Source organism: Streptomyces sp. NPDC048185, assembly GCF_043202495.1.
Lineage (GTDB): Bacteria > Actinomycetota > Actinomycetes > Streptomycetales > Streptomycetaceae > Streptomyces.
On sequence record NZ_JBIDAN010000004.1, the window covers coordinates 345745 to 363788 of the forward strand.

Consider the following 18044-nt stretch of genomic DNA (forward strand, 5'->3'; position numbering starts at 1 on the left):
GCACGTCCGCGTGGAGCGGGAGCGTCACGGTGAACTCCGTGACGCTCCCGCTCCGCCGTTCAGGGCGGGCCTGGCCCCGTCCGCCCGCACCGGCGAGCCCGCCCCGGCCGGCCCCGGTGGGAGAGAACGCCGGTGTGAACTCGCCCGGAGGGGGAAGGAGTCGCCCGGACCCCAGGGCGCCGCAGAACCCCCGTCTACACTCGACCGGCGACGGCCCCACCGACCGCGGCCGGAGCGGGCAGCTTCTGCCAGACCCGAAGGGCATTCGGCGCTTTGATACGGATGGAATCAGTCACCAAGCGGTATCCGGACGGCACGGTGGCGGTCGACGGGCTGTCGCTGGAGATCCCCGACCGGTCGATCACCGTCCTGGTCGGTCCCTCGGGCTGCGGCAAGACGACGACCCTGCGGATGATCAACAGGATGGTCGAGCCGACCGAGGGCACCATCCTCCTCGACGGCGCGGACATCCAGCACCAGGCCGTCACCACGCTGCGCCGGTCCATGGGCTACGTCATCCAGAACGCCGGCCTCTTCCAGCACCGGACGATCCTCGACAACATCGCGACCGTGCCCCGCATGCTCGGCTGGGGCAAGCAGAAGTCCCGTGCCCGGGCGGCGGAGCTGATGGAACGGGTCGGACTCGACACCTCCCTCGGCAAGCGGTACCCGTACCAGCTCTCCGGCGGACAGCAGCAGCGCGTCGGCGTGGCGCGGGCGCTCGCCGCCGATCCGCCGGTGCTGCTCATGGACGAACCGTTCTCGGCCGTCGACCCCGTGGTGCGCAAGGGCCTCCAGGACGAACTGCTGCGCATCCAGGACGAGCTGGGCAAGACCATCGTGTTCGTCACGCACGACATCGACGAGGCCGTCAAACTCGGCACCATGGTCGCGGTGATGCGCACCGGCGGGCGGCTCGCCCAGTTCGCCACCCCCGCCGAGCTGCTGTCCGACCCCGTGGACGCCTTCGTCGAGGACTTCCTCGGCGCCGACCGGGGCATCCGCCGGCTGTCCTTCTTCCCGTCCGCCGCACTGGAGCTGACGACCGACGTCGTCGTGCCGCTCGACGCCGGCGCCGAACGCCTCACCGCGGCGGACGCCCCCTACCTGCTCGTCACCGACGCCGGCGGCAGACCCCTCGGCTGGGGCGAACCGCGCGACCTGACCGCGGGGGCCATCGCGCCGGACGCCCTCCTGCCGTACGGGCGGCCGTTCGTGCCCGGCACCGACTCGCTGCGGGCCGCCCTCGACTGCGCCGTGCTCTCGCCCACCGGCTGGGCCGTCGCGGTGGACGCCGACGGCCGGGTGACCGGCGTGGTCTCCCAGCAGACGATCGGCGAGGCGATCCGCACCGCCCATGCCGCGGGCCGCGCCGACGACGCCAAGGTCGCCTCGTGAACGGTTTCTTCGACATCCCGAGCGACCTGCAGAACACCTACTCGGGCCTGATCGGCCTGCACCTGCGCGAGGCACTGCTGCCCGTCCTGGCCGGCCTGCTGCTCGCGCTGCCCGTCGCCCAGCTCTGCGTGCGCTTCCGCTGGCTCTATCCGCCCGTGCTCGGCGTGACGACCGTGTTCTACGCCGTTCCGTCGCTGGCCGTCTTCGTCGTCCTCATCGACTACACCGGCCAGACCGAGCTGACGGTGATGATCCCGCTGGCCGTCTACAGCCTGGTGGTGCTCGTCCCCGCCATCGTCGACGGTGTGCGGTCGGTGCCGCAGGAGACGCTGGCCGCGGCGACGGCCATGGGCTTCGGCCCCGTACGGCGCTACCTCCAGGTGCAGTTGCCCATCGCCGTGCCCGCGATCCTCGCCGGGCTCCGGGTGGCCACCGCCTCCAGCATCTCGCTGGTCAGCGTCGGCGCCCTCATCGGCAACCAGGGCGCCCTCGGCAACCTGCTCGCGGACGCGCAGAAGTACGACCGGCCCGAACTCGCCGTCAACTCGGTGGTCACGACGGCCGTCCTGGCCATCCTGTGCGACGCGGTACTGGTCCTGGCCCGCACGCTGCTGACCCCGTGGATGCCGCGCGGCAGCCGCCCGCGCGGGAGGAACGGCGCGACCCCGCCGGCCGAACGGTCCGCGGCGAAGGAGACGGCCCGGTGAACGTACTGAACTTCGTCAACGCCTTCTTCAGCGACAGCGCCCACTGGCACGGCTACGACGGCATCCCGCAACGCCTGCTGGAGCACGTCCAGTACACGCTCCTCGCCCTCGTCCTCGCCGCGGCGATCGGTCTGCCCGTCGGGCTGCTCACCGGGCACACCGGGCGGGGCGGCAACGCCGTCGCCTTCGTCGCCACCGCGGCCCGGGCCCTGCCGAGCTTCGGCCTGCTGGTGCTGATCGCCGTGGTGGTGGGCATCGGCCTGCTGCCGGTGATGATCCCGCTGGTCGTCCTCGCCGTACCCCCGATCCTGGTCACCACCTACGAGGCCGTCCGCTCCGTCGACCCCGCCCCGGTGGACGCCGCACGGGGCCTGGGCATGCACGAGACGCGCATCCTGTTCCGCGTCGAACTGCCGGTCGCCCTCCCGCTGGTCCTCAGCGGACTGCGCTCGGCGGCCATCCAGGTCGTCTCGACGGCCACCATCGCCGCCTACGTCAGCCTGGGCGGGCTCGGCCGGTACATCATCGACGGGCTCTACCAGCGCGACTACGAGAAGGTGGTCGGCGGTGCCACCCTGGTGGCGCTGCTGGCACTGGTCACGCTCGCTCTGTTCTGGGCGGCGAACCGGTTCGCGGTGTCGCCGGGGGTGCGCAGGCGCTGACGTCCGCATCCGGAGTACGGAAAACCGTGACCCGGCCGTAGTTGACTGACCGACGAGCGGCTCGTTTGGATCGGTGGATGACTTCTACCGCGAAGAGCAGCAGGTCCAGGACGAGGCACACCGGCGCGGCGGCCGTCGCGCTCACCGCCGCGGCGGCGCTCCTCGCGGGCTGTTCCTCCTCCGACGACACCTCCGACAACCCCCTGGCCGGGGAGAAGGCGGAGGCCGGCACCGTCGTCGTCGGCTCGAACAACTTCGCCGAGAGCACCCTGCTCGCCGACATCTACGGCGAGGCCCTCAGGGCCAAGGGCCTCAAGGTCACGTACAAGCACAACATCGGCAGCCGCGAGACGACGTACGGCCTGATGAAGAACGGCGCGGTCACGGTGCTGCCGGAGTACAACGGCTCGCTGCTGGCCTACCTCGACCCCAAGGCCGGGCAGAAGTCCGCCGACGCCGTGAACGCCGCGGTGAAGGCCAAGCTCGACAAGAGCCTGACGCTGCTGGAGTCGTCGCCGGCCGAGGACAAGGACTCGGTCAGCGTCAACGCCGGGACGGCGAAGAAGTACGGCCTCACCGCCGACTCCACCCTCGCCGACCTCAAGGAGGCGGCGCCCGAGCTGGCGATCGGCGGCTCGCCCGAGTTCCAGACCCGGCAGCAGGGCCTCAAGGGACTGGAGTCCGTCTACGGCCTGAAGTTCAAGTCCTTCAAGGCGCTGGACGCGGGCGGCCCGCTGACCCAGTCGGCGCTGGCCAAGAACACCGTGCAGGCCGCGGACGTCTTCACCACGGACCCGACCATCGTCAAGGAGAAGTTCGTCGTCCTGAAGGACCCGGAGAACCTCTTCGGCTTCGCCAACGTGACGCCGCTGGTCAACAAGGAGGGGCTGCCCCAGGAGGGCGTCGCCGCGCTGAACGCGGTCTCCGCGAAGCTGGACACCGAGACCCTCCTCGACCTGGACGCGCAGGTCCAGCTGGACAAGAAGGACCCCCTGGACGTGGCCAAGGAGTGGCTGAAGTCCGCGGGCCTCGCCTGACGCCCCCGACGCCGCGGCCCCGGCCGCGGCGTCGTTCACCCGGTCGTCCTCAGGCGGGCCCGCCGGCCCGCTGCTCGAGCGGCTGTGCGGAGGAACGCGCGGCGCGGGCCTGTCTCCGGCGCCGTCGCCGTTCGCGGCGGGACTCCTGGTCCGGCATCCACCCGAAGACGAGGCAGCTGCCGACGCAGCCGAGGAGAAGGCCGACGAGGAAGCCGCCGAGGTTGGAGGTCAGCCACGTGCCCAGGGAGGCCAGCACGCCGATGAGCGAGTAGAAGAGCCGCTGCCCCGGGGTGACGAGGGCGAGCAGCCCGCACAGCAGCATGACGACCGGCAGGAGGTAGCCGGCCACGCCCTGCATGCCGACGTGCAGGACGACCTTCAGCGACGCCTTCATGGTGAACAGGACCTCCGCCCCGCCCAGGGCGAGCAGCAGCCCGCCCCAGAACGGCCGGCCGGACCGCCAGTCGCGGAAGGCGGTCCTGAAGCCCCTGCGCCGGTCGCCGGACATCAGCAGCCCGAGTCGCTGAAGCGCATCTTCAGCCCGGGCAGCTTGAACACGCCCGCCGTCGTGGCGTAGTTGGTCTGCCGCAGGTTCTTGATGTGCACCGTGTCGGCCTGCTGGCTGAAGACACCGGCCGGGCCACGGCCCTTCGGCCCGGCCTTGTCCAGCGTGCCGGCGTCGTTGCCGATCTCGATGTTGTTGAAGGCGGCGTCGCCGGACAGCAGCGTCGAGTCGGTGGTCAGGTCGCTCGCGGCCACCTTGGTGTCCCCGCCCCCGGCGGTGATGAGCAGGTTGGTGCCGCCCAGGTCGACGCTCTGGCACAGCTTGGTGAGCGTGGCGTCCTTGATCACGGAGGTGACGACCAGGACCTGACCACCGGTGTCGCCGGCGTTGGGGCTGCCCTCGGCCATGTTGTCGAGGCCGCCGAACTGGGCGAACCCCGTGCCATCGAGTTCGGTGGCGGTGACGGTGAACGGCATGCCGGAGATGGCGAACTGCACACCCAGGGCTCCCTGGGCGGTCAGGATCGCCAGGCCCGCGGTGACCAGCGCGGCAGGCACCGCGAGCACGGCGGCCCGGCGCAGCCTGACCCGCCCGCGCCTCGTGCCGTCCGCGTCCTGGGGCGCGGAACCGCTTTCCGGTCTGCTGTCGGGTTCGGGGGTGTTGCCGGCGGACGGGGTGACGTCCGGGGACGGGGCCATGTCTGCTCCCAGAGGCATAGTCAATGCGGATCGGGTCTCAGTGGCACGTTGTCCTGGCGCGGACAGCGGCTGGTGCGCACGCCTCCCGGCAACTCCCGGCGGATGCAAGGGCTTTCACGTTACGCACCAGTAGCCATTCGGGAAGTTACCGGTGGTTACACGGAGGGGTCAAGCATGGTGTGAGTAAAGAGCGGAGATCGTGTGTCCCGGCCGTGTGGCGGGTCCAATGCCCGTACCAGCGCTTGACTCTGACGGAGCATCAGCCTTACAAACGGAAGAGTTTCCCGGATCCGTGGCGCTGGATCCGTTCCCGCGGCACCGTCCGCGTTCCCGGCCCCGAAAGGGCTTCACCGCACCTCCCGGGCTCAGCCCGGCATCTCGTCGCATCGGCCCGGCCGCACCCCGCGGCCGGCCCACACCTGTCTCACCGAACCCCACTTCCGGAAGAGGTAGCCGCATGCGTACTCGTACTCTGCTCACGCTCACCGCAGCCGTCGCCGCGCTGACGCTCCCCACGGCACTGCCCGCGGCCGCGGCCGACACGCCCGTCCTGACCACGGGCGCCGCCGGCGGTACGCCGGTCGCCGTCGGCGACACCCTCACCGCCTCCCTGGCGAGCGGCACCAGCGCCACGTTCTACTCGAGCGCCACCGGCACCAGCGGCGTCTCCTGCACGGCCTCGCAGTTCACCGTCTCCGTCACCGCCAACCCGACGGCCCCCGGCACGGCCACCGAGTCGCTCACCGCCCACACCTTCGACAGCGGCAGCTGCACCAGCAACGTCACGGGCGTCCTCGGCGTCACCGGCATCAAGGTGTCCAACCTGCCGTACACCACCACCGTCTCCTCCGCCGGCGCCGTCGCCGTCACCCCGCCCAGCGGCTCCGCCGTCCGCACCACGGTCACGCTGCGCACGCTTCTCGGCAGCGTCAACTGCGTCTACGAGGCGCCCGGTCTTTCCGGCACGGCCAGCAACACCGGCAACAGCATCGCCTTCGCCGACCAGCACTTCACCAAGGTGTCGGGTTCCGGCCTCTGCTTCGCCAACGGGTACTTCACCGCCACCTACGCCCCGGTCACCGACGGGGGCGCCACGGTCTTCGTCAACTGAGCGGGCGCACGCCGTCGGACGGCGGGGCGGTCTGCGCATCCGACGCGCAGGCCGTCCCGCCTCCACCCGGTGGCACGCGTCCGGTTCCACCGGGGGCGAAAGGCGGGCGCCGGACCGTGAGTTATCGTGTACTGGGGGTTAAGGCAGACGGCATGACCCGTCGAGTTCCAGCCCAGGAGAGTTCAACCGATGGCGAGGCAGCTACGCGCCGAGCAGACCCGCGCGACCATCCTCCAAGCCGCCGCCGACCTGTTCGACCGTCACGGTTACGAGGCGACCAGCCTGGCCGAGATCGTCGAACACGCCGGCGTCACCAAAGGCGCCCTGTACTTCCACTTCGCGGCGAAGGAAGACCTGGCCCACGCCATCATGGAGCTCCAGTCCAGAACCTGGCGCCGCCTGGCGACGGAACTGGACGGCCGGGGCTACACCGCCCTGGAGGCCCTGATGCGCCTGACGTTCGTCATGGCCCGGCTCTCCGCCGAGGGGCCGGTCCTGCGGGCCGGGCTGCGGCTCGCCACGGCGGGCGCACCGGTCCGGCCGCCGCTGCCGCACCCCTTCACCGAATGGGTGGACATCGCCTCGTCCCGGCTCCTCGACGCCGTCGGGCAGGCCGACCTCCACCCGGAGATCGACGTCGAGTCGGTCGCCCACACCATCGTCTGTTCCTTCGTGGGCTCCCGTGTCGTGGGGCTCACCCTCGAACCGGCCGCCCGGCAGCCCCGCCGGATGGCGGAGATGTGGCACGTACTGATCCGCGGCATGGTGCCGGTGACCCGCCGCGCCCGCTACCTCAGCCTCGCCGCCCGCCTGGAACGCGAGGCCGGCGCGGCCTGAGCGCGACACCCGGCGGGTTCCGGCCCGCGCCCGCCGGGGCCGGCCGGGCCGCGCGCTACGGTGAGGCGTATGCCCGACACCCCCTCCCGGACCGCTCCCGTCATCGTCGGTGACGCACCCGGGTCCTTCCCCCACGGCGTGCTGGCCGACCGGCATCCCGCCATCATCCGGCAGGTCAGGGAGGCGTTCCCCTACGACCCCGCCCGGCACCGAGCCCTGGACGCGCTGCTGGCGAGCTGTACCGAGGGCGTGATCGAGCCCCTGCCCGCCGACGCCCACGACCGGGACCGCTGGGCGGCCTGGGGACTGGCCGAGCACGTCGGCCGCTCCTGGTTCGACGTGCCCTGGCTGTGGGCCGAGAGCCACTTCTACCGCCGGCTCCTCGACGCCGTCGGCTACTTCGTCCCCGGCACCTGGCAGGGAATCGACCCCTTCCGGCCCGCCAAGCTCGCCGAGCTGGACGCGCCCGAGACGGCCGAGGAACTCACCGCGCTCGACGGCCTCGCCGCCCGCCCCGCCGGTGAACGGCTCCGGGCGCTGCTGCACGGCTCCCTCTGGGGCAACCGCGCCGACCTGAGCTTCCGCCTGTCCGCGACCGGCGCCGGTGCCGGGGGCGCCGCGCCGGCGCTGGTCGCCGACGAGGGAGAGAGGCTCCTGTCACTGCTGACGCCCGCCGGGAACGGCGGGACGGCCGGGACCCTCTGCCTCGTCGCCGACAACGCCGGCCGCGAGCTCGTCCCCGACCTGCTCCTCGTCTCCCACCTCCTCGGGCACGGCCACATCGGCCGGGCGGTCCTGCACGTCAAGCCGTACCCGTACTACGTCTCCGACGCCACGACCGCCGACGTGCTCGACGCGCTGCGGCGGCTGATCGCGGCGGGCGGTGCGGCCGGGGAGCACGGCCGCACCCTGTGGTCCGCGCTGACCGACGGCCGCGTCACCGTCCGCGCCCACCCCTTCTCCGGCGCCCCGCTGCCCTGGTCGGACATGCCCGACGACCTGCGCGCGGACTTCGCCGCGGCCACGCTCACCGTCCTCAAGGGCGACCTCAACTACCGCCGCCTGGTGGGCGACCGGTGGTGGCCCCCGACGACGCCCTTCGCGGACGTCACCGCGTACTTCCCCGGCCCGGTCGCCGCACTGCGCACCCTGAAGTCCGACGTGATCACCGGCCTGGACGCGGACACGGAGGCCGCTCTCACCGCGAGCGAGGGGCAGCGGTGGCGGACCAGCGGGACACACGCGCTGATCCAGGTAAGGGGCTGAGCCCCCCGGCCCGATCCGGAGGACGCGCCGGGGGACGCCGCACCGGCGAAAGGTCCCGCGTTCGGCCCCGATTCACGCGATGGTGTGATCATGTCCCCGCCCCCGGATGCCTGCCGAGGCCCATGGGTAGGGCCGGGCCATGACGCAACAGCCCTTCCGACTGCCGCACTTCTACCTGCCGCATCCCGCGCGGCTCAATCCGCATCTCGACGAGGCCCGCGCCCACTCGACGACGTGGGCGCGCGAGATGGGCATGCTGGAGGGCTCCGGGGTCTGGGAGCAGTCCGACCTCGACGCGCACGACTACGGCCTGCTCTGCGCCTACACCCACCCCGACTGCGACGGACCCGCGCTCTCCCTGATCACCGACTGGTACGTGTGGGTCTTCTTCTTCGACGACCACTTCCTGGAGAGGTTCAAGCGCAGCCAGGACCGCGTCGCCGGCAAGGCCCATCTGGACCGGCTGCCCCTGTTCATGCCGCTCGACCCGGCCACCGGGATGCCCGAGCCGGAGAATCCGGTCGAGGCCGGTCTCGCCGACCTGTGGAGGCGCACGGTGCCCGCCATGTCGGCCGGCTGGCGCCGCCGCTTCGCCGTCGCCACCGAGCACCTCCTCAACGAGTCGATGTGGGAGCTGTCCAACATCAACGAGGGGCGGATCGCCAACCCCGTCGAGTACATCGAGATGCGCCGCAAGGTGGGCGGCGCCCCCTGGTCGGCCGGACTCGTGGAGTACGCCACCGCCGAAGTGCCCGCCGCCGTCGCCGGGACCAGGCCGCTGCGGGTGCTGATGGAGACGTTCTCCGACGCCGTGCACCTGCGCAACGACCTGTTCTCCTACCAGCGGGAGGTCGAGGACGAGGGCGAGCTCAGCAACGGCGTACTCGTCCTGGAGACGTTCTTCGGCTGCACCACCCAGCAGGCCGCCGACATGGTCAACGACGTCCTCACCTCCCGGCTCCGCCAGTTCGAACACACCGCGTTCACCGAGGTGCCCGCGGTGGCCCTGGAGCAGGGGCTCAGCCCCGCAGAAGTCGCGGCCGTCGGGGCGTACGCGAAGGGCCTGCAGGACTGGCAGTCCGGCGGCCACGAGTGGCACATGCGCTCCAGCCGCTACATGAACAAGGGCGCTTTGCCCACCAGTCCCTGGCAGGCCCTCACCGGCCCCGGCACCTCCGCCGCCGACGTGGGCGCGCTGCTCGCGACGGCCGGTGCCACGGGGACAGCTCCCGCACCCTTCGGGCAGAGGGGGGGACTGCGCGCCTACACGCACGTGCCGTTCCAGAAGGTCGGTCCGTCGGTCGTCCCCGACATCCGGATGCCGTTCGAGCTGCAGCTCAGCCCCCACCTCGACGCCGCCCGGCGGAACCTGTCCCAGTGGTCGCGGGCGACCGGCCTCCTCGGCGAGGGTGTCTGGGACGAGGACAAGCTCGCGAGCTGCGACCTCGCGCTGTGCGCCGCGGGGATCGACCCGGACGCCACCCGGGAGCAGCTCGACCTCGCCTCCCAGTGGCTGGCCTTCGGCACCTACGGCGACGACTACTTCCCGCTCGTCCACGGCCGCCGCCTCGACCTGGCCGCCGCCCGGCTGGCCACGGCTCGCCTGTCGGCCTGCATGCCGCTGGACGGCGAGCCGGTCCCACCGCCCGCCGACGCCCTGGAGCGCGCACTGACCGACCTCTGGGCGCGCACCACGGCACACATGACACCGGAGGAACGGCGCCCCCTCAGGTCGGCCGTCGACACGATGACCGAGGCCTGGGTCTGGGAGCTGTCCAACCAGATCCAGAACCGCGTCCCCGACCCGGTCGACTACCTGGAGATGCGCCGCGCCACCTTCGGCTCCGATCTCACCCTGGGCCTGTGCCGTGCCGGACACGGCCCCGCCGTGCCGCCCGAGGTGTACCGCAGCGGCCCCGTCCGGTCCCTGGAGAACGCGGCGATCGACTACGCCTGCCTCGTCAACGACGTCTTCTCGTACCAGAAGGAGATCGAGTACGAGGGCGAGATGCACAACGCGGTCCTCGTCGTGCAGAACTTCTTCGGCATCGACTATCCGACCGCGCTCCCCGTCGTGCAGGACCTGATGAACCAGCGCATGCGTCAGTTCGAGCACGTGGTCGCGCACGAACTGCCCGTCGTCTGCGACGACTTCCGGCTGTCGGACGAGGCGCGGGCCGTCATGCGGGGCTATGTGACCGACCTGCAGAACTGGATGGCCGGCATCCTCAACTGGCACCGGAACGCCGCACGCTACAAGGCGGAGTACCTGGCCGGGCGCACCCACAACTTCCTCCCGGACCGGCCCCCGGCCGTGCCCGTCCCGCGCAGCGTCGCCCTTCCCGCGCTCGGCTGACCCGACCCGGCAGGCGGCCGACTGGGCCCCCTGCTGGGCAGGGACACGGCAGAAGGCCCCCGGGTGGCCCGGACGCCGCCGGTCAGTCTCACTCGTTCGTGGCTCGTCACGGGCCGTGAGGCCGGGTAGAGCACTGCCCGGAGGCGATCCATGGAACAGACTGCGCTGCGACCCAAGCCGATGCCCGGCCGGGAACCCGGGACCGGCGGCACGCCCGTCCCGGTACGGCGCCCGCACGCCGCGCGCGGGCGCCGCCGGCGGCTCACCACCCTGCTGTGCGGCCTGCTCGCCGCCACGGTCCTGCTCCTGGCGGGAGTCGGACTCGGCACGGTGGGCGCCACGGTGATCGGCATGAGCAGACTCGCCGAACTGCAACGCCAGGCCGGCGCACCCGGGCCCGGAACACCGCCCGGCAGCCGGGGCGCCACGGCACGTCCGACGGCCACCACAGGCCCGTCCGCCGCGCCGGCGGGCGCGACCCTCGGCGTGGAGGCCGTGGACCACGAGAAGCCGGGCGCCCTCGTCGTGGGCGTCCACGTGCCCGGCCCCGGCTACACGGCGGGCCTGGTCAGGGGCGACGTACTCCTGGCGCTCGGCACCACCCGCATCGACTCGGCCGCCGACCTGGCACGCGCCGTCGCCCGCGCCAGGCCCGGCAGGGAGGTCGAGCTGACCGTGCGCCACGAGAGCGGCGGCTACCAGCAGCTGACGGCCGTACCCGGGGTCGTCACGTGAGCGTACGCAAGGGACGAAGCATGTGGTGGACCCGTACACGGCGACTAGGATCGGTGCCGGCGGGAGTGAGGCCCGCCGAAGCGGCGCGCCGACGGCTCGCGTCGCCCCCGAGCCCCGGGCAGGATGCTGCCCGTAACCCCTTCGCCCGCCCAGGAGGCCCGGATGACCGGCAGTACGCCCGCTGCTTCCTTCACCGCCGACGACTACCGGGCCCGCATGGAGCGCGCCGCGCGGACGGCCGCCGACGCCGGACTGGCCGGGCTGCTGGTGGCGCCGGGCCCGGACCTCGTCTGGCTCACCGGCTACGCGCCCACCGCGGCCACCGAACGCCTCACGCTGCTCGTCCTCGCCGCCGGCCGGGACCCCGTCCTCGTCGTGCCGACGCTCGAGGCCCCCGACGCCGAGAAGGCCGTCGGCGCCCCCGCCCTGACCCTGCGCGACTGGACGGACGGCAAGGACCCGTACGCCGCCACGGCCGCACTCCTCGACGGCTCGGGGCGGTTCGGCATCAGCGACAACGCCTGGGCGATGCACCTGCTCGCCCTCCAGCGGGCGCTGCCCGGCACGTCGTACGCGTCCCTCACCGAGGCGCTGCCGATGCTGCGGGCCGTGAAGGACGCGGCGGAGCTGGACCTGCTCGCGGCGGCCGGCGCGGCGGCGGACGCGGCGTTCGAGGAGATCCGCACGGTCTCCTTCGGCGGACGCCGGGAGTCCGACGTCGCCGCGGACCTCGCCGACCTGCTGCGGCGCTTCGGCCACTCCCAGGTCGACTTCACCATCGTCGCCTCCGGACCGAACGGCGCCAATCCGCACCACGAGGTCGGCGACCGCGTCATCGAGGACGGCGACATGATCGTCCTCGACTTCGGCGGCCTCAAGGACGGCTACGGCTCCGACACCTCCCGCACGGTCCACGTGGGCGAGCCCACCGAGGAGGAGCGCCGGGTGCACGACCTGGTCCGCGAGGCCCAGGAGGCCGGTTTCCGCGCGGTGCGGCCCGGCGTCGCCTGCCAGGAGGTCGACCGGGCCGCGCGCTCCGTCATCGCCGACGCCGGGTACGGGGAGTACTTCATCCACCGCACCGGGCACGGCATCGGCGTCACCACGCACGAGCCGCCCTACATGATCGAGGGCGAGGAGCAGCCCCTCGTGCCGGGCATGTGCTTCTCCGTCGAGCCCGGCATCTACCTGCCCGGCCGCTTCGGCGTGCGCATCGAGGACATCGTCACGGTCACCGAGGACGGCGGCCGGCGCCTCAACGACACGACCCGGGAGATGGTCATAGTGGAGTGAGCTGCCACGTACCGACCCGGACCTGCTGGAAGACGACGGCGCGACCATGACCCAGGCACCGACACCGACCGCGGACACGGTCCGCCGACTGGTCCGCACCCTGCTCAGCGAGGGCGCGGCACCGGACGTCCGGCCCGTCGCGGAGGGCACCGGGCCCGCCACCTGGTGGGTCGGCGCCCGCCACGTACTGCGGCTCACCACCGACCGCGAGACCGCCGTGCGCCAGCGCCGCGAGCTGCGCCTGCGCGACCTGGTCCGTGCGCACCTCCCCGTCGCGGTGCCGACGAGCGTGGCGCACGGCGAGTGGGCGCCCGGGCTGACGTACACGCTGGACGCCAGGATGCCCGGCGGGTCGGGCGAGCAGCACACGGTGTCCGCCGTCGGTGAGGCCGACCTGGCGGCGCTGCTCACCGGGCTGCGCGAGGTGCCGGTCCGCCAGGCCGAGACGCTCGGCGTGCCGCGGGCCGCCCCGCGCTCCCTGGAGACGCTGCGCCGGGCAGCCGAACGGGCCGGCCGGCGTCTCGCCGCGGCCGACGAGTTCGACCCCGCCCGGCCGGAGCGGCTGACGACCGCCGCGGCGGCCCAGCTGGGCGCCCAGCCCGGTGCCGCCGTCCTCGTCCACCACGGCCTGGCGGGCGAGCACCTGATCGTCGGCGCCGACGGGCGGGTGCGCGGGGTCCTCGGCTGGGCGGACGCGGTCCTCGGCGACCCGGCCGAGGACATCGCCGGACTCGCGCTCTCCGTGGGCTCTCCCGCCGCGGTGCGCGCCGCCACCCTCGCCGGCTACGGCGCCCGGCCCTGCCTGCGCGGCCTGTGGCTGGCCCGCTGCGACACCGTCGTCCACCTCACCGACGCCCTGGCCGGCCGGTCGGACACGCCGCTGCCGCTGCTGCGGACCCGGCTGCGCCGGGCCTGGGAGCCGATCCTGCTGGAACGGGTGACCGAGTTCCGCGAGGACGGCGACGACGGCGCGGGCGGCACCGACTAGTACACCCCGGGGACCCGTCGGCCCGTCACTCCTGCACGAGCACCACGCTTGACTCGCCCGGCACGCGCAGCACCCCGTCCTCGCCCACCCCCTGCACGGGTTCCCACGCCGCGAGCACGCGCGCGGGGCGGGGGCCGAGCGGGATCGCCGCGGGTCCGGCGCCCAGGTTGACGGCCACCCGGATGTCGCCGCGCCGGAAGGCCAGCCACCGCGCCTCACGGTCGTAGGCCACCCTGGTGTCGGCGAGGTCCGGGTCGGTCAGGTCCGGCTGCTCGTGCCGCAGGGCGATCAGCCGGCGGTACCAGGCGAGCACGCGCGCGTGCGGATCGCGTCCGGGTTCGGACCAGTCCAGGCAGGAGCGGTCCCGCGTCGCCGGGTCCTGCGGGTCGGGCACCTCCTCCTCCTTCCAGCCGTGCGCCGCGAACTCCCGCCGCCTGCCGTTGCGTACGGCCTCCGCGAGCTCGGGGTCGGTGTGGTCGGTGAAGAACTGCCACGGCGTCCCCGCCGCCCACTCCTCACCCATGAACAGCATCGGGGTGAACGGCGCCGTCAGGGTCAGCGTGGCCGCGCAGGCCGCCAGACCGGGAGAGACCAGGGACGCCAGCCGGTCGCCCTGGGCGCGGTTGCCGATCTGGTCGTGGGTCTGGCTGTAGCCGGTCAGCCGGTGCGCCGCCGTGCGCTGCCGGTCCAGGGGCCGGCCGTGACTCCGGCCCCGGAAGCTGGAGTAGGTGCCGTCGTGGAAGTAGCCGCGGGTGAGCGTCCTGGCGAGCGCCGCCAGCGGGTCGCGCGCGAAGTCGGCGTAGTAGCCCTGCGACTCGCCGGTCAGGGCGGTGTGCAGGGCGTGGTGGAAGTCGTCGTTCCACTGTGCGTGCACGCCCAGGCCGCCCTCCGCGCGCGGGGTGATGATCCGCGGGTCGTTCAGGTCGGACTCCGCGATCAGGAACAGCGGCCGCTCCAGGTCGGCGGCCAGGTCGTCCACGGCCGTCGACAGCTGCTCCAGGAAGTGGCACGCGCGGGTGTCGGCCAGGGCGTGCACCGCGTCCAGGCGCAGGCCGTCGATCCGGTAGTCGCGCAGCCAGGCCAGCGCGCTGTCCACCAGATACGCCCGTACCTCGTCGGATCCGGGCGCGTCCAGGTTGACCGCGACGCCCCAGGGGGTGTGGTGGGTGTCCGTGAAGTACGGACCGAAGGCGGGCAGGTGGTTGCCGGACGGGCCCAGGTGGTTGTGCACCACGTCGAGGACGACGCCCAGGCCGAGTTCATGGGCCCGGTCGACGAACCGCTTCAGCGCGTCGGGCCCGCCGTACGGCTCGTGCACCGCCCACAGCGACACGCCCTCGTATCCCCAGCCGTGCCGCCCCGGGAAGGGGCACAGCGGCATCAACTCGACGTGGGTGACGCCCAGTTCCGCCAGGTGCTCGAGCCGCCCGGCGGCGGCGTCGAGGGTGCCCTCGGGCGTGTACGTGCCCACGTGCAGCTCGTACAGCACCGCGCCGGGCAGCGGGCGTCCGGCCCACTCGGCGCGCCAGGCGTGGCGCCCGTGGTCGACGACCGCGCTCAGCCCGTCCGGGCCGTCCGGCTGCCGCCGTGAGCGCGGGTCCGGCAGCACCGGCCCGTCGTCCACCGCGAAGCCGTAGCGCGAGCCCTCCCCGGCCTCGGCCCGGGCGCACCACCACCCCTGCCTCTCCGGATCGCGCTCCATGTCGCGCGTGACGCCGTCGCACGTCAGCGTCACGCGGCCGGCCTGCGGTGCCCACACCTCGAACTGCACGGACGGTTCCCCTTCGTCTGCTCACCGTGACGTAGCCCGTCCATGGTCCTGCAAAACCGATCGATCCGCTGGTGAACGTTCCCGTCCGCGCCGGGTGTCGTGAACCCGCGGTCCCGCGGCCGCCGTTTCCCGGTTTTCTGGACACCCCGGCCCGGCTGACCGACAATCACCTGCGTGACGTCGTCCTTCGAGTTCAACACGTACCCCGCGCGGCTGTCCGACGCGGAGCGCGACAAGGCGCTGAACGCGCTCCGGGACGGCGTCGCCCTGGGCCGCCTGTCGCACGACACCTTCGTGCGCCGCATGGAACTGGCGCTGGCCGCCCACCACTCCCACGAACTCGCCGCGCTCACCGCCGACCTGCCCATGGAGAGCAAGGTCTCGCGCCTGGTGTTCGGCGCCGTCGGGGCGGTGTCCGGCTTCGGCGTCAGGCTGCGCCGGGCCTGGCAGGCCGAACGGCTGCCCAAGCTGCAGCTGCCGCACCCGGGCACCGGCCATCCGCTGCGCATAGGGCGCGACCCGGCGAACGGGCTGCGGCTGACCCACGAGACGGTCTCCCGCGTGCACGCCGAACTCGTCCGCCAGGGCGGCGTGTGGGTGCTGCGCGACCTGGGCTCGACCAACGGCACGACGGTCAACGGACGGCGGGTCATCGGTGCGGCCGTGGTCCGCGAGGGGGACCAGATCGGCTTCGGCCAGATGGCGTTCCGTCTGGCCGTGAACTGACCCCCCGCACATCTCTGGCCTGGGTTTCACGCCGCGTCGCGTGTCCGGGTGTGGCTTGAATGCCTTTGCCCTTCCTGGTGTTGACGTACCCCTCAAGTCGTGACTGACTGTGCGTACACCGCGCACGTCAGGTGAACCGACGGCTCCCATCGTGGAGGTGTGCCCTGCCGCCCCTCCTGCGCTACCCGACCGTGGACGAGCTGGGCGCCCGGGCCGCCGCACTCGTCGCCCGCCATCCCCGTGGCGCACGGCTGCGCCGCGTCGGCACCTCCCGCGCGGGCACGCCGCTGCTGCTGCTCTCCGTCGGCCACGGCACCCGCCAGGCCCTCGTCGTCGCCGGACCGCACGCCAACGAGCCCGTGGGCGGCGCCACCGTCCTGCGGCTGGCCGAACGGGCCCTGGCCGACCCGCGGCTCACCGAGGGCGCCGACGCCACCTGGAACCTGCTGCTGTGCGCCGACCCCGACGGTCTGCGCCGCAACGAGGGCTGGCTGTCCGGCCCGTACACCCTCGGCCGCTACGCCCGGAACTTCTTCCGGCCCGGCTTCCTGGAACAGCCCGAGTGGCTGCCCGACGGCCCCGACCGCGCGGTGCTGCCGGAGACCCGCACCCTGCTCGCGCTCCAGGACGAGCTGCGGCCCTTCCTGCACTGCTCCCTGCACGGCGTCGACGTCGGCGGCGGTTTCGCCGAACTGACCCACGACCTGCCGGGCTTCGCCCAGCGCATGGCCCACACCGCGGCCCGCCTCGGCATCCCCCGCGAGCTGGGCGCCTACGACACCCTGTACTGGCCCGGTCTCGGCCCCGCCCTCTACCGCATACCGCCGCCCCGCCTCGGCGACCTGACCCAGGCCATCACCGAGGCCGCCGTCGACTCCACCTGGTGCCACCCGCGGCGGTACGGCACCGTCACCGCGGTGGTCGAGGCGCCCATGTGGGGCGTGGCGGCCGTGGAGGACGACTCGCCCCCGGCCGACCGCGACGCGGTGCTGCGCTCCGTGAGCCGGACCCTGCGCCGCGACACACGCCGCCTGCACCGCCTCCTCGCCCTGCTCAGACCGCACGCCGCCGGCACCCCCGACGCGGCCCGCCTGCTGGCGCCGGTCGAGGACTACCTGCTGGTCTGCCCCAGGCTCGCCGACGCGTGGGACCCCGACGCCGACGACGGGACGGGCCGTTCGCTGCCGCCGATGAGCACCGCGCACCTGGTCGCCCTGCGCATCGCCGGCCGGCGCCTGGCCCTGCGCACGGCGGGTCTGCTGCACCAGCTCGTGACCGGCGGCGGAAACGATCCGGCGGGCGTCCTGCCGGAGCTGGACCGGCTCGTCGACGAGTGGTGCGCCGACTACCTGGACGGCTGCGCGGCCCGCTGGATCCCGGTCGCCCGCCAGGTGGAGTACCAGACCCGCGTCGTGCTCGCCGCGTTCGACCTCGCCGGGCGGCGCACGGGCGCCGTCTCCCGTTCGGGTGAGCCGGGCTGGGGCTCCGAGCCCGCCGTGCCGATGCACCGGGAATGACCCACATCATCACGGCCGCCGCCGCCAGGGCCGGCCTCCTCCTGACCGCCGTCCTCCTCGCGGCCGGCGCGGCCCCCGCGACGGCGACGGCACGGCACGAACCCGGGAACGACTGGCTCCAGGTCACCGTCACCCGGGGCGACGCCCCCACCGGTGCCACCCGCGGCGCCATGCTCCGGTGCGATCCGCCCCGGGGACACGCCCGCGCCGCCGAGGCGTGCGCGGAGCTGGAGGCGGCGGGCGGCGACTTCGACCGCATCCCGCTGCGGGACACCTACTGTCCGATGGTCTACGCACCGGTGACCGCGCACGCCGAGGGGCAGTGGCGGGGACGGGCCGTGGACTACACGCGGACCTTCCCCAACACCTGCGTCATGACCGCGCGGACGGGAGCGGTCTTCGCCCTGGACGAGGCGCGGAGGTGAGCCGGGCGGGCC

The 18044-nt window shown here is 73.3% G+C and carries 17 protein-coding genes; 14 read left to right on the forward strand and 3 right to left on the reverse strand.

All coding sequences use genetic code 11. The annotated features are described in order from the left end of the window. Positions 1-273: 273 nt before the first annotated feature. From ACGF3H_RS15095 to ACGF3H_RS15110, 4 genes are all read left to right on the forward strand, one after another. The gene (locus tag ACGF3H_RS15095) at positions 274-1398 is read left to right on the forward strand and encodes an ABC transporter ATP-binding protein (protein ID WP_362499424.1); all 1125 of its coding nucleotides are present in this window, start codon (positions 274-276) and stop codon (positions 1396-1398) included. Continuing rightward, a complete protein-coding gene (locus ACGF3H_RS15100) occupies positions 1395-2105 on the forward strand; it encodes an ABC transporter permease subunit (protein WP_362499425.1) in 711 nt (236 codons plus the stop codon). The genes ACGF3H_RS15095 and ACGF3H_RS15100 overlap by 4 nt, the downstream gene beginning before the upstream one ends. Then, a complete protein-coding gene (locus ACGF3H_RS15105; RefSeq protein WP_362499427.1) occupies positions 2102-2767 on the forward strand; it encodes an ABC transporter permease in 666 nt (221 codons plus the stop codon). The genes ACGF3H_RS15100 and ACGF3H_RS15105 overlap by 4 nt, the downstream gene beginning before the upstream one ends. A 77-nt stretch (positions 2768-2844) precedes the next feature. Continuing rightward, a complete protein-coding gene (locus ACGF3H_RS15110) occupies positions 2845-3804 on the forward strand; it encodes an ABC transporter substrate-binding protein (protein WP_362499429.1) in 960 nt (319 codons plus the stop codon). Between the two features lie 49 nt (positions 3805-3853). Here ACGF3H_RS15110 and ACGF3H_RS15115 read toward each other — a convergent pair whose 3' ends face one another. Both ACGF3H_RS15115 and ACGF3H_RS15120 read right to left on the reverse strand, forming a co-directional pair. Further along, positions 3854-4312, reverse strand: a complete 459-nt coding sequence (locus ACGF3H_RS15115; RefSeq protein WP_362499431.1) for a DUF6114 domain-containing protein — start codon at positions 4310-4312, stop codon at positions 3854-3856. Then, the gene (locus ACGF3H_RS15120) at positions 4312-5007 is read right to left on the reverse strand and encodes a DUF6230 family protein (protein ID WP_362499433.1); all 696 of its coding nucleotides are present in this window, start codon (positions 5005-5007) and stop codon (positions 4312-4314) included. The genes ACGF3H_RS15115 and ACGF3H_RS15120 overlap by 1 nt, the downstream gene beginning before the upstream one ends. Positions 5008-5464: 457 nt before the next feature. Here ACGF3H_RS15120 and ACGF3H_RS15125 point away from each other — a divergent pair, with 457 nt between their 5' ends. From ACGF3H_RS15125 to ACGF3H_RS15155, 7 genes are all read left to right on the forward strand, one after another. Further along, on the forward strand, positions 5465-6118 hold the full coding sequence (locus ACGF3H_RS15125) for a Tat pathway signal sequence domain protein (protein ID WP_362499434.1): 654 nt from the start codon (positions 5465-5467) through the stop codon (positions 6116-6118). A 189-nt stretch (positions 6119-6307) separates the two neighbouring features. After that, a complete protein-coding gene (locus ACGF3H_RS15130) occupies positions 6308-6955 on the forward strand; it encodes a ScbR family autoregulator-binding transcription factor (protein WP_362499436.1) in 648 nt (215 codons plus the stop codon). Between the two features lie 69 nt (positions 6956-7024). Further along, complete coding sequence (locus ACGF3H_RS15135; RefSeq protein WP_362499438.1) at positions 7025-8221, forward strand: damage-control phosphatase ARMT1 family protein; 1197 nt, start codon at positions 7025-7027, stop codon at positions 8219-8221. A gap of 139 nt (positions 8222-8360) precedes the next feature. After that, positions 8361-10577: a germacradienol/geosmin synthase Cyc2 gene (gene cyc2 / locus ACGF3H_RS15140; RefSeq protein WP_362499440.1), complete on the forward strand. Its 2217-nt coding sequence runs from the start codon at positions 8361-8363 to the stop codon at positions 10575-10577. Positions 10578-10727: 150 nt separating this feature from the next. Continuing rightward, positions 10728-11312 carry a PDZ domain-containing protein gene (locus tag ACGF3H_RS15145; RefSeq protein ID WP_362499442.1) on the forward strand — a complete coding sequence of 195 codons (585 nt, stop codon included), beginning with the start codon at positions 10728-10730 and terminating at the stop codon, positions 11310-11312. Positions 11313-11474: 162 nt separating this feature from the next. Continuing rightward, positions 11475-12605: an aminopeptidase P family protein gene (locus tag ACGF3H_RS15150; protein ID WP_362499444.1), complete on the forward strand. Its 1131-nt coding sequence runs from the start codon at positions 11475-11477 to the stop codon at positions 12603-12605. 46 nt (positions 12606-12651) lie between these two features. Further along, a complete protein-coding gene (locus ACGF3H_RS15155) occupies positions 12652-13593 on the forward strand; it encodes an aminoglycoside phosphotransferase family protein (protein WP_362499446.1) in 942 nt (313 codons plus the stop codon). A gap of 25 nt (positions 13594-13618) precedes the next feature. Here the strand turns inward: ACGF3H_RS15155 and treZ are convergent, their stop codons facing one another. Further along, positions 13619-15364, reverse strand: a complete 1746-nt coding sequence (gene treZ, locus ACGF3H_RS15160) for a malto-oligosyltrehalose trehalohydrolase (protein ID WP_362499448.1) — start codon at positions 15362-15364, stop codon at positions 13619-13621. A gap of 174 nt (positions 15365-15538) precedes the next feature. Here treZ and ACGF3H_RS15165 point away from each other — a divergent pair, with 174 nt between their 5' ends. From ACGF3H_RS15165 to ACGF3H_RS15175, 3 genes are all read left to right on the forward strand, one after another. Continuing rightward, entirely contained in the window at positions 15539-16090 is a 552-nt protein-coding gene (locus ACGF3H_RS15165; protein WP_362499450.1) for a DUF1707 and FHA domain-containing protein, read from the forward strand. Between the two features lie 191 nt (positions 16091-16281). Next, complete coding sequence (locus ACGF3H_RS15170; RefSeq protein ID WP_362499451.1) at positions 16282-17607, forward strand: M14 family zinc carboxypeptidase; 1326 nt, start codon at positions 16282-16284, stop codon at positions 17605-17607. Then, entirely contained in the window at positions 17604-18032 is a 429-nt protein-coding gene (locus ACGF3H_RS15175) for an SSI family serine proteinase inhibitor (RefSeq protein WP_362499453.1), read from the forward strand. Before ACGF3H_RS15170 ends, ACGF3H_RS15175 begins: the two co-directional genes overlap by 4 nt. Positions 18033-18044: the final 12 nt, after the last annotated feature.

Excerpts from the sequence above, each read along its gene's own strand:
- ACGF3H_RS15155 (WP_362499446.1), top strand. The coding sequence starts at position 12,652 with ATGACCCAGGCACCGACACCGACCGCGGACACGGTCCGCCGACTGGTC.
- ACGF3H_RS15175 (WP_362499453.1), top strand. The coding sequence starts at position 17,604 with ATGACCCACATCATCACGGCCGCCGCCGCCAGGGCCGGCCTCCTCCTG.
- ACGF3H_RS15145 (WP_362499442.1), top strand. The coding sequence starts at position 10,728 with ATGGAACAGACTGCGCTGCGACCCAAGCCGATGCCCGGCCGGGAACCC.
- ACGF3H_RS15115 (WP_362499431.1), bottom strand. The coding sequence starts at position 4,312 with ATGTCCGGCGACCGGCGCAGGGGCTTCAGGACCGCCTTCCGCGACTGG.
- ACGF3H_RS15110 (WP_362499429.1), top strand. The coding sequence starts at position 2,845 with ATGACTTCTACCGCGAAGAGCAGCAGGTCCAGGACGAGGCACACCGGC.
- ACGF3H_RS15135 (WP_362499438.1), top strand. The coding sequence starts at position 7,025 with ATGCCCGACACCCCCTCCCGGACCGCTCCCGTCATCGTCGGTGACGCA.
- cyc2 (WP_362499440.1), top strand. The coding sequence starts at position 8,361 with ATGACGCAACAGCCCTTCCGACTGCCGCACTTCTACCTGCCGCATCCC.
- ACGF3H_RS15130 (WP_362499436.1), top strand. The coding sequence starts at position 6,308 with ATGGCGAGGCAGCTACGCGCCGAGCAGACCCGCGCGACCATCCTCCAA.
- ACGF3H_RS15125 (WP_362499434.1), top strand. The coding sequence starts at position 5,465 with ATGCGTACTCGTACTCTGCTCACGCTCACCGCAGCCGTCGCCGCGCTG.
- ACGF3H_RS15150 (WP_362499444.1), top strand. The coding sequence starts at position 11,475 with ATGACCGGCAGTACGCCCGCTGCTTCCTTCACCGCCGACGACTACCGG.
- ACGF3H_RS15120 (WP_362499433.1), bottom strand. The coding sequence starts at position 5,007 with ATGGCCCCGTCCCCGGACGTCACCCCGTCCGCCGGCAACACCCCCGAA.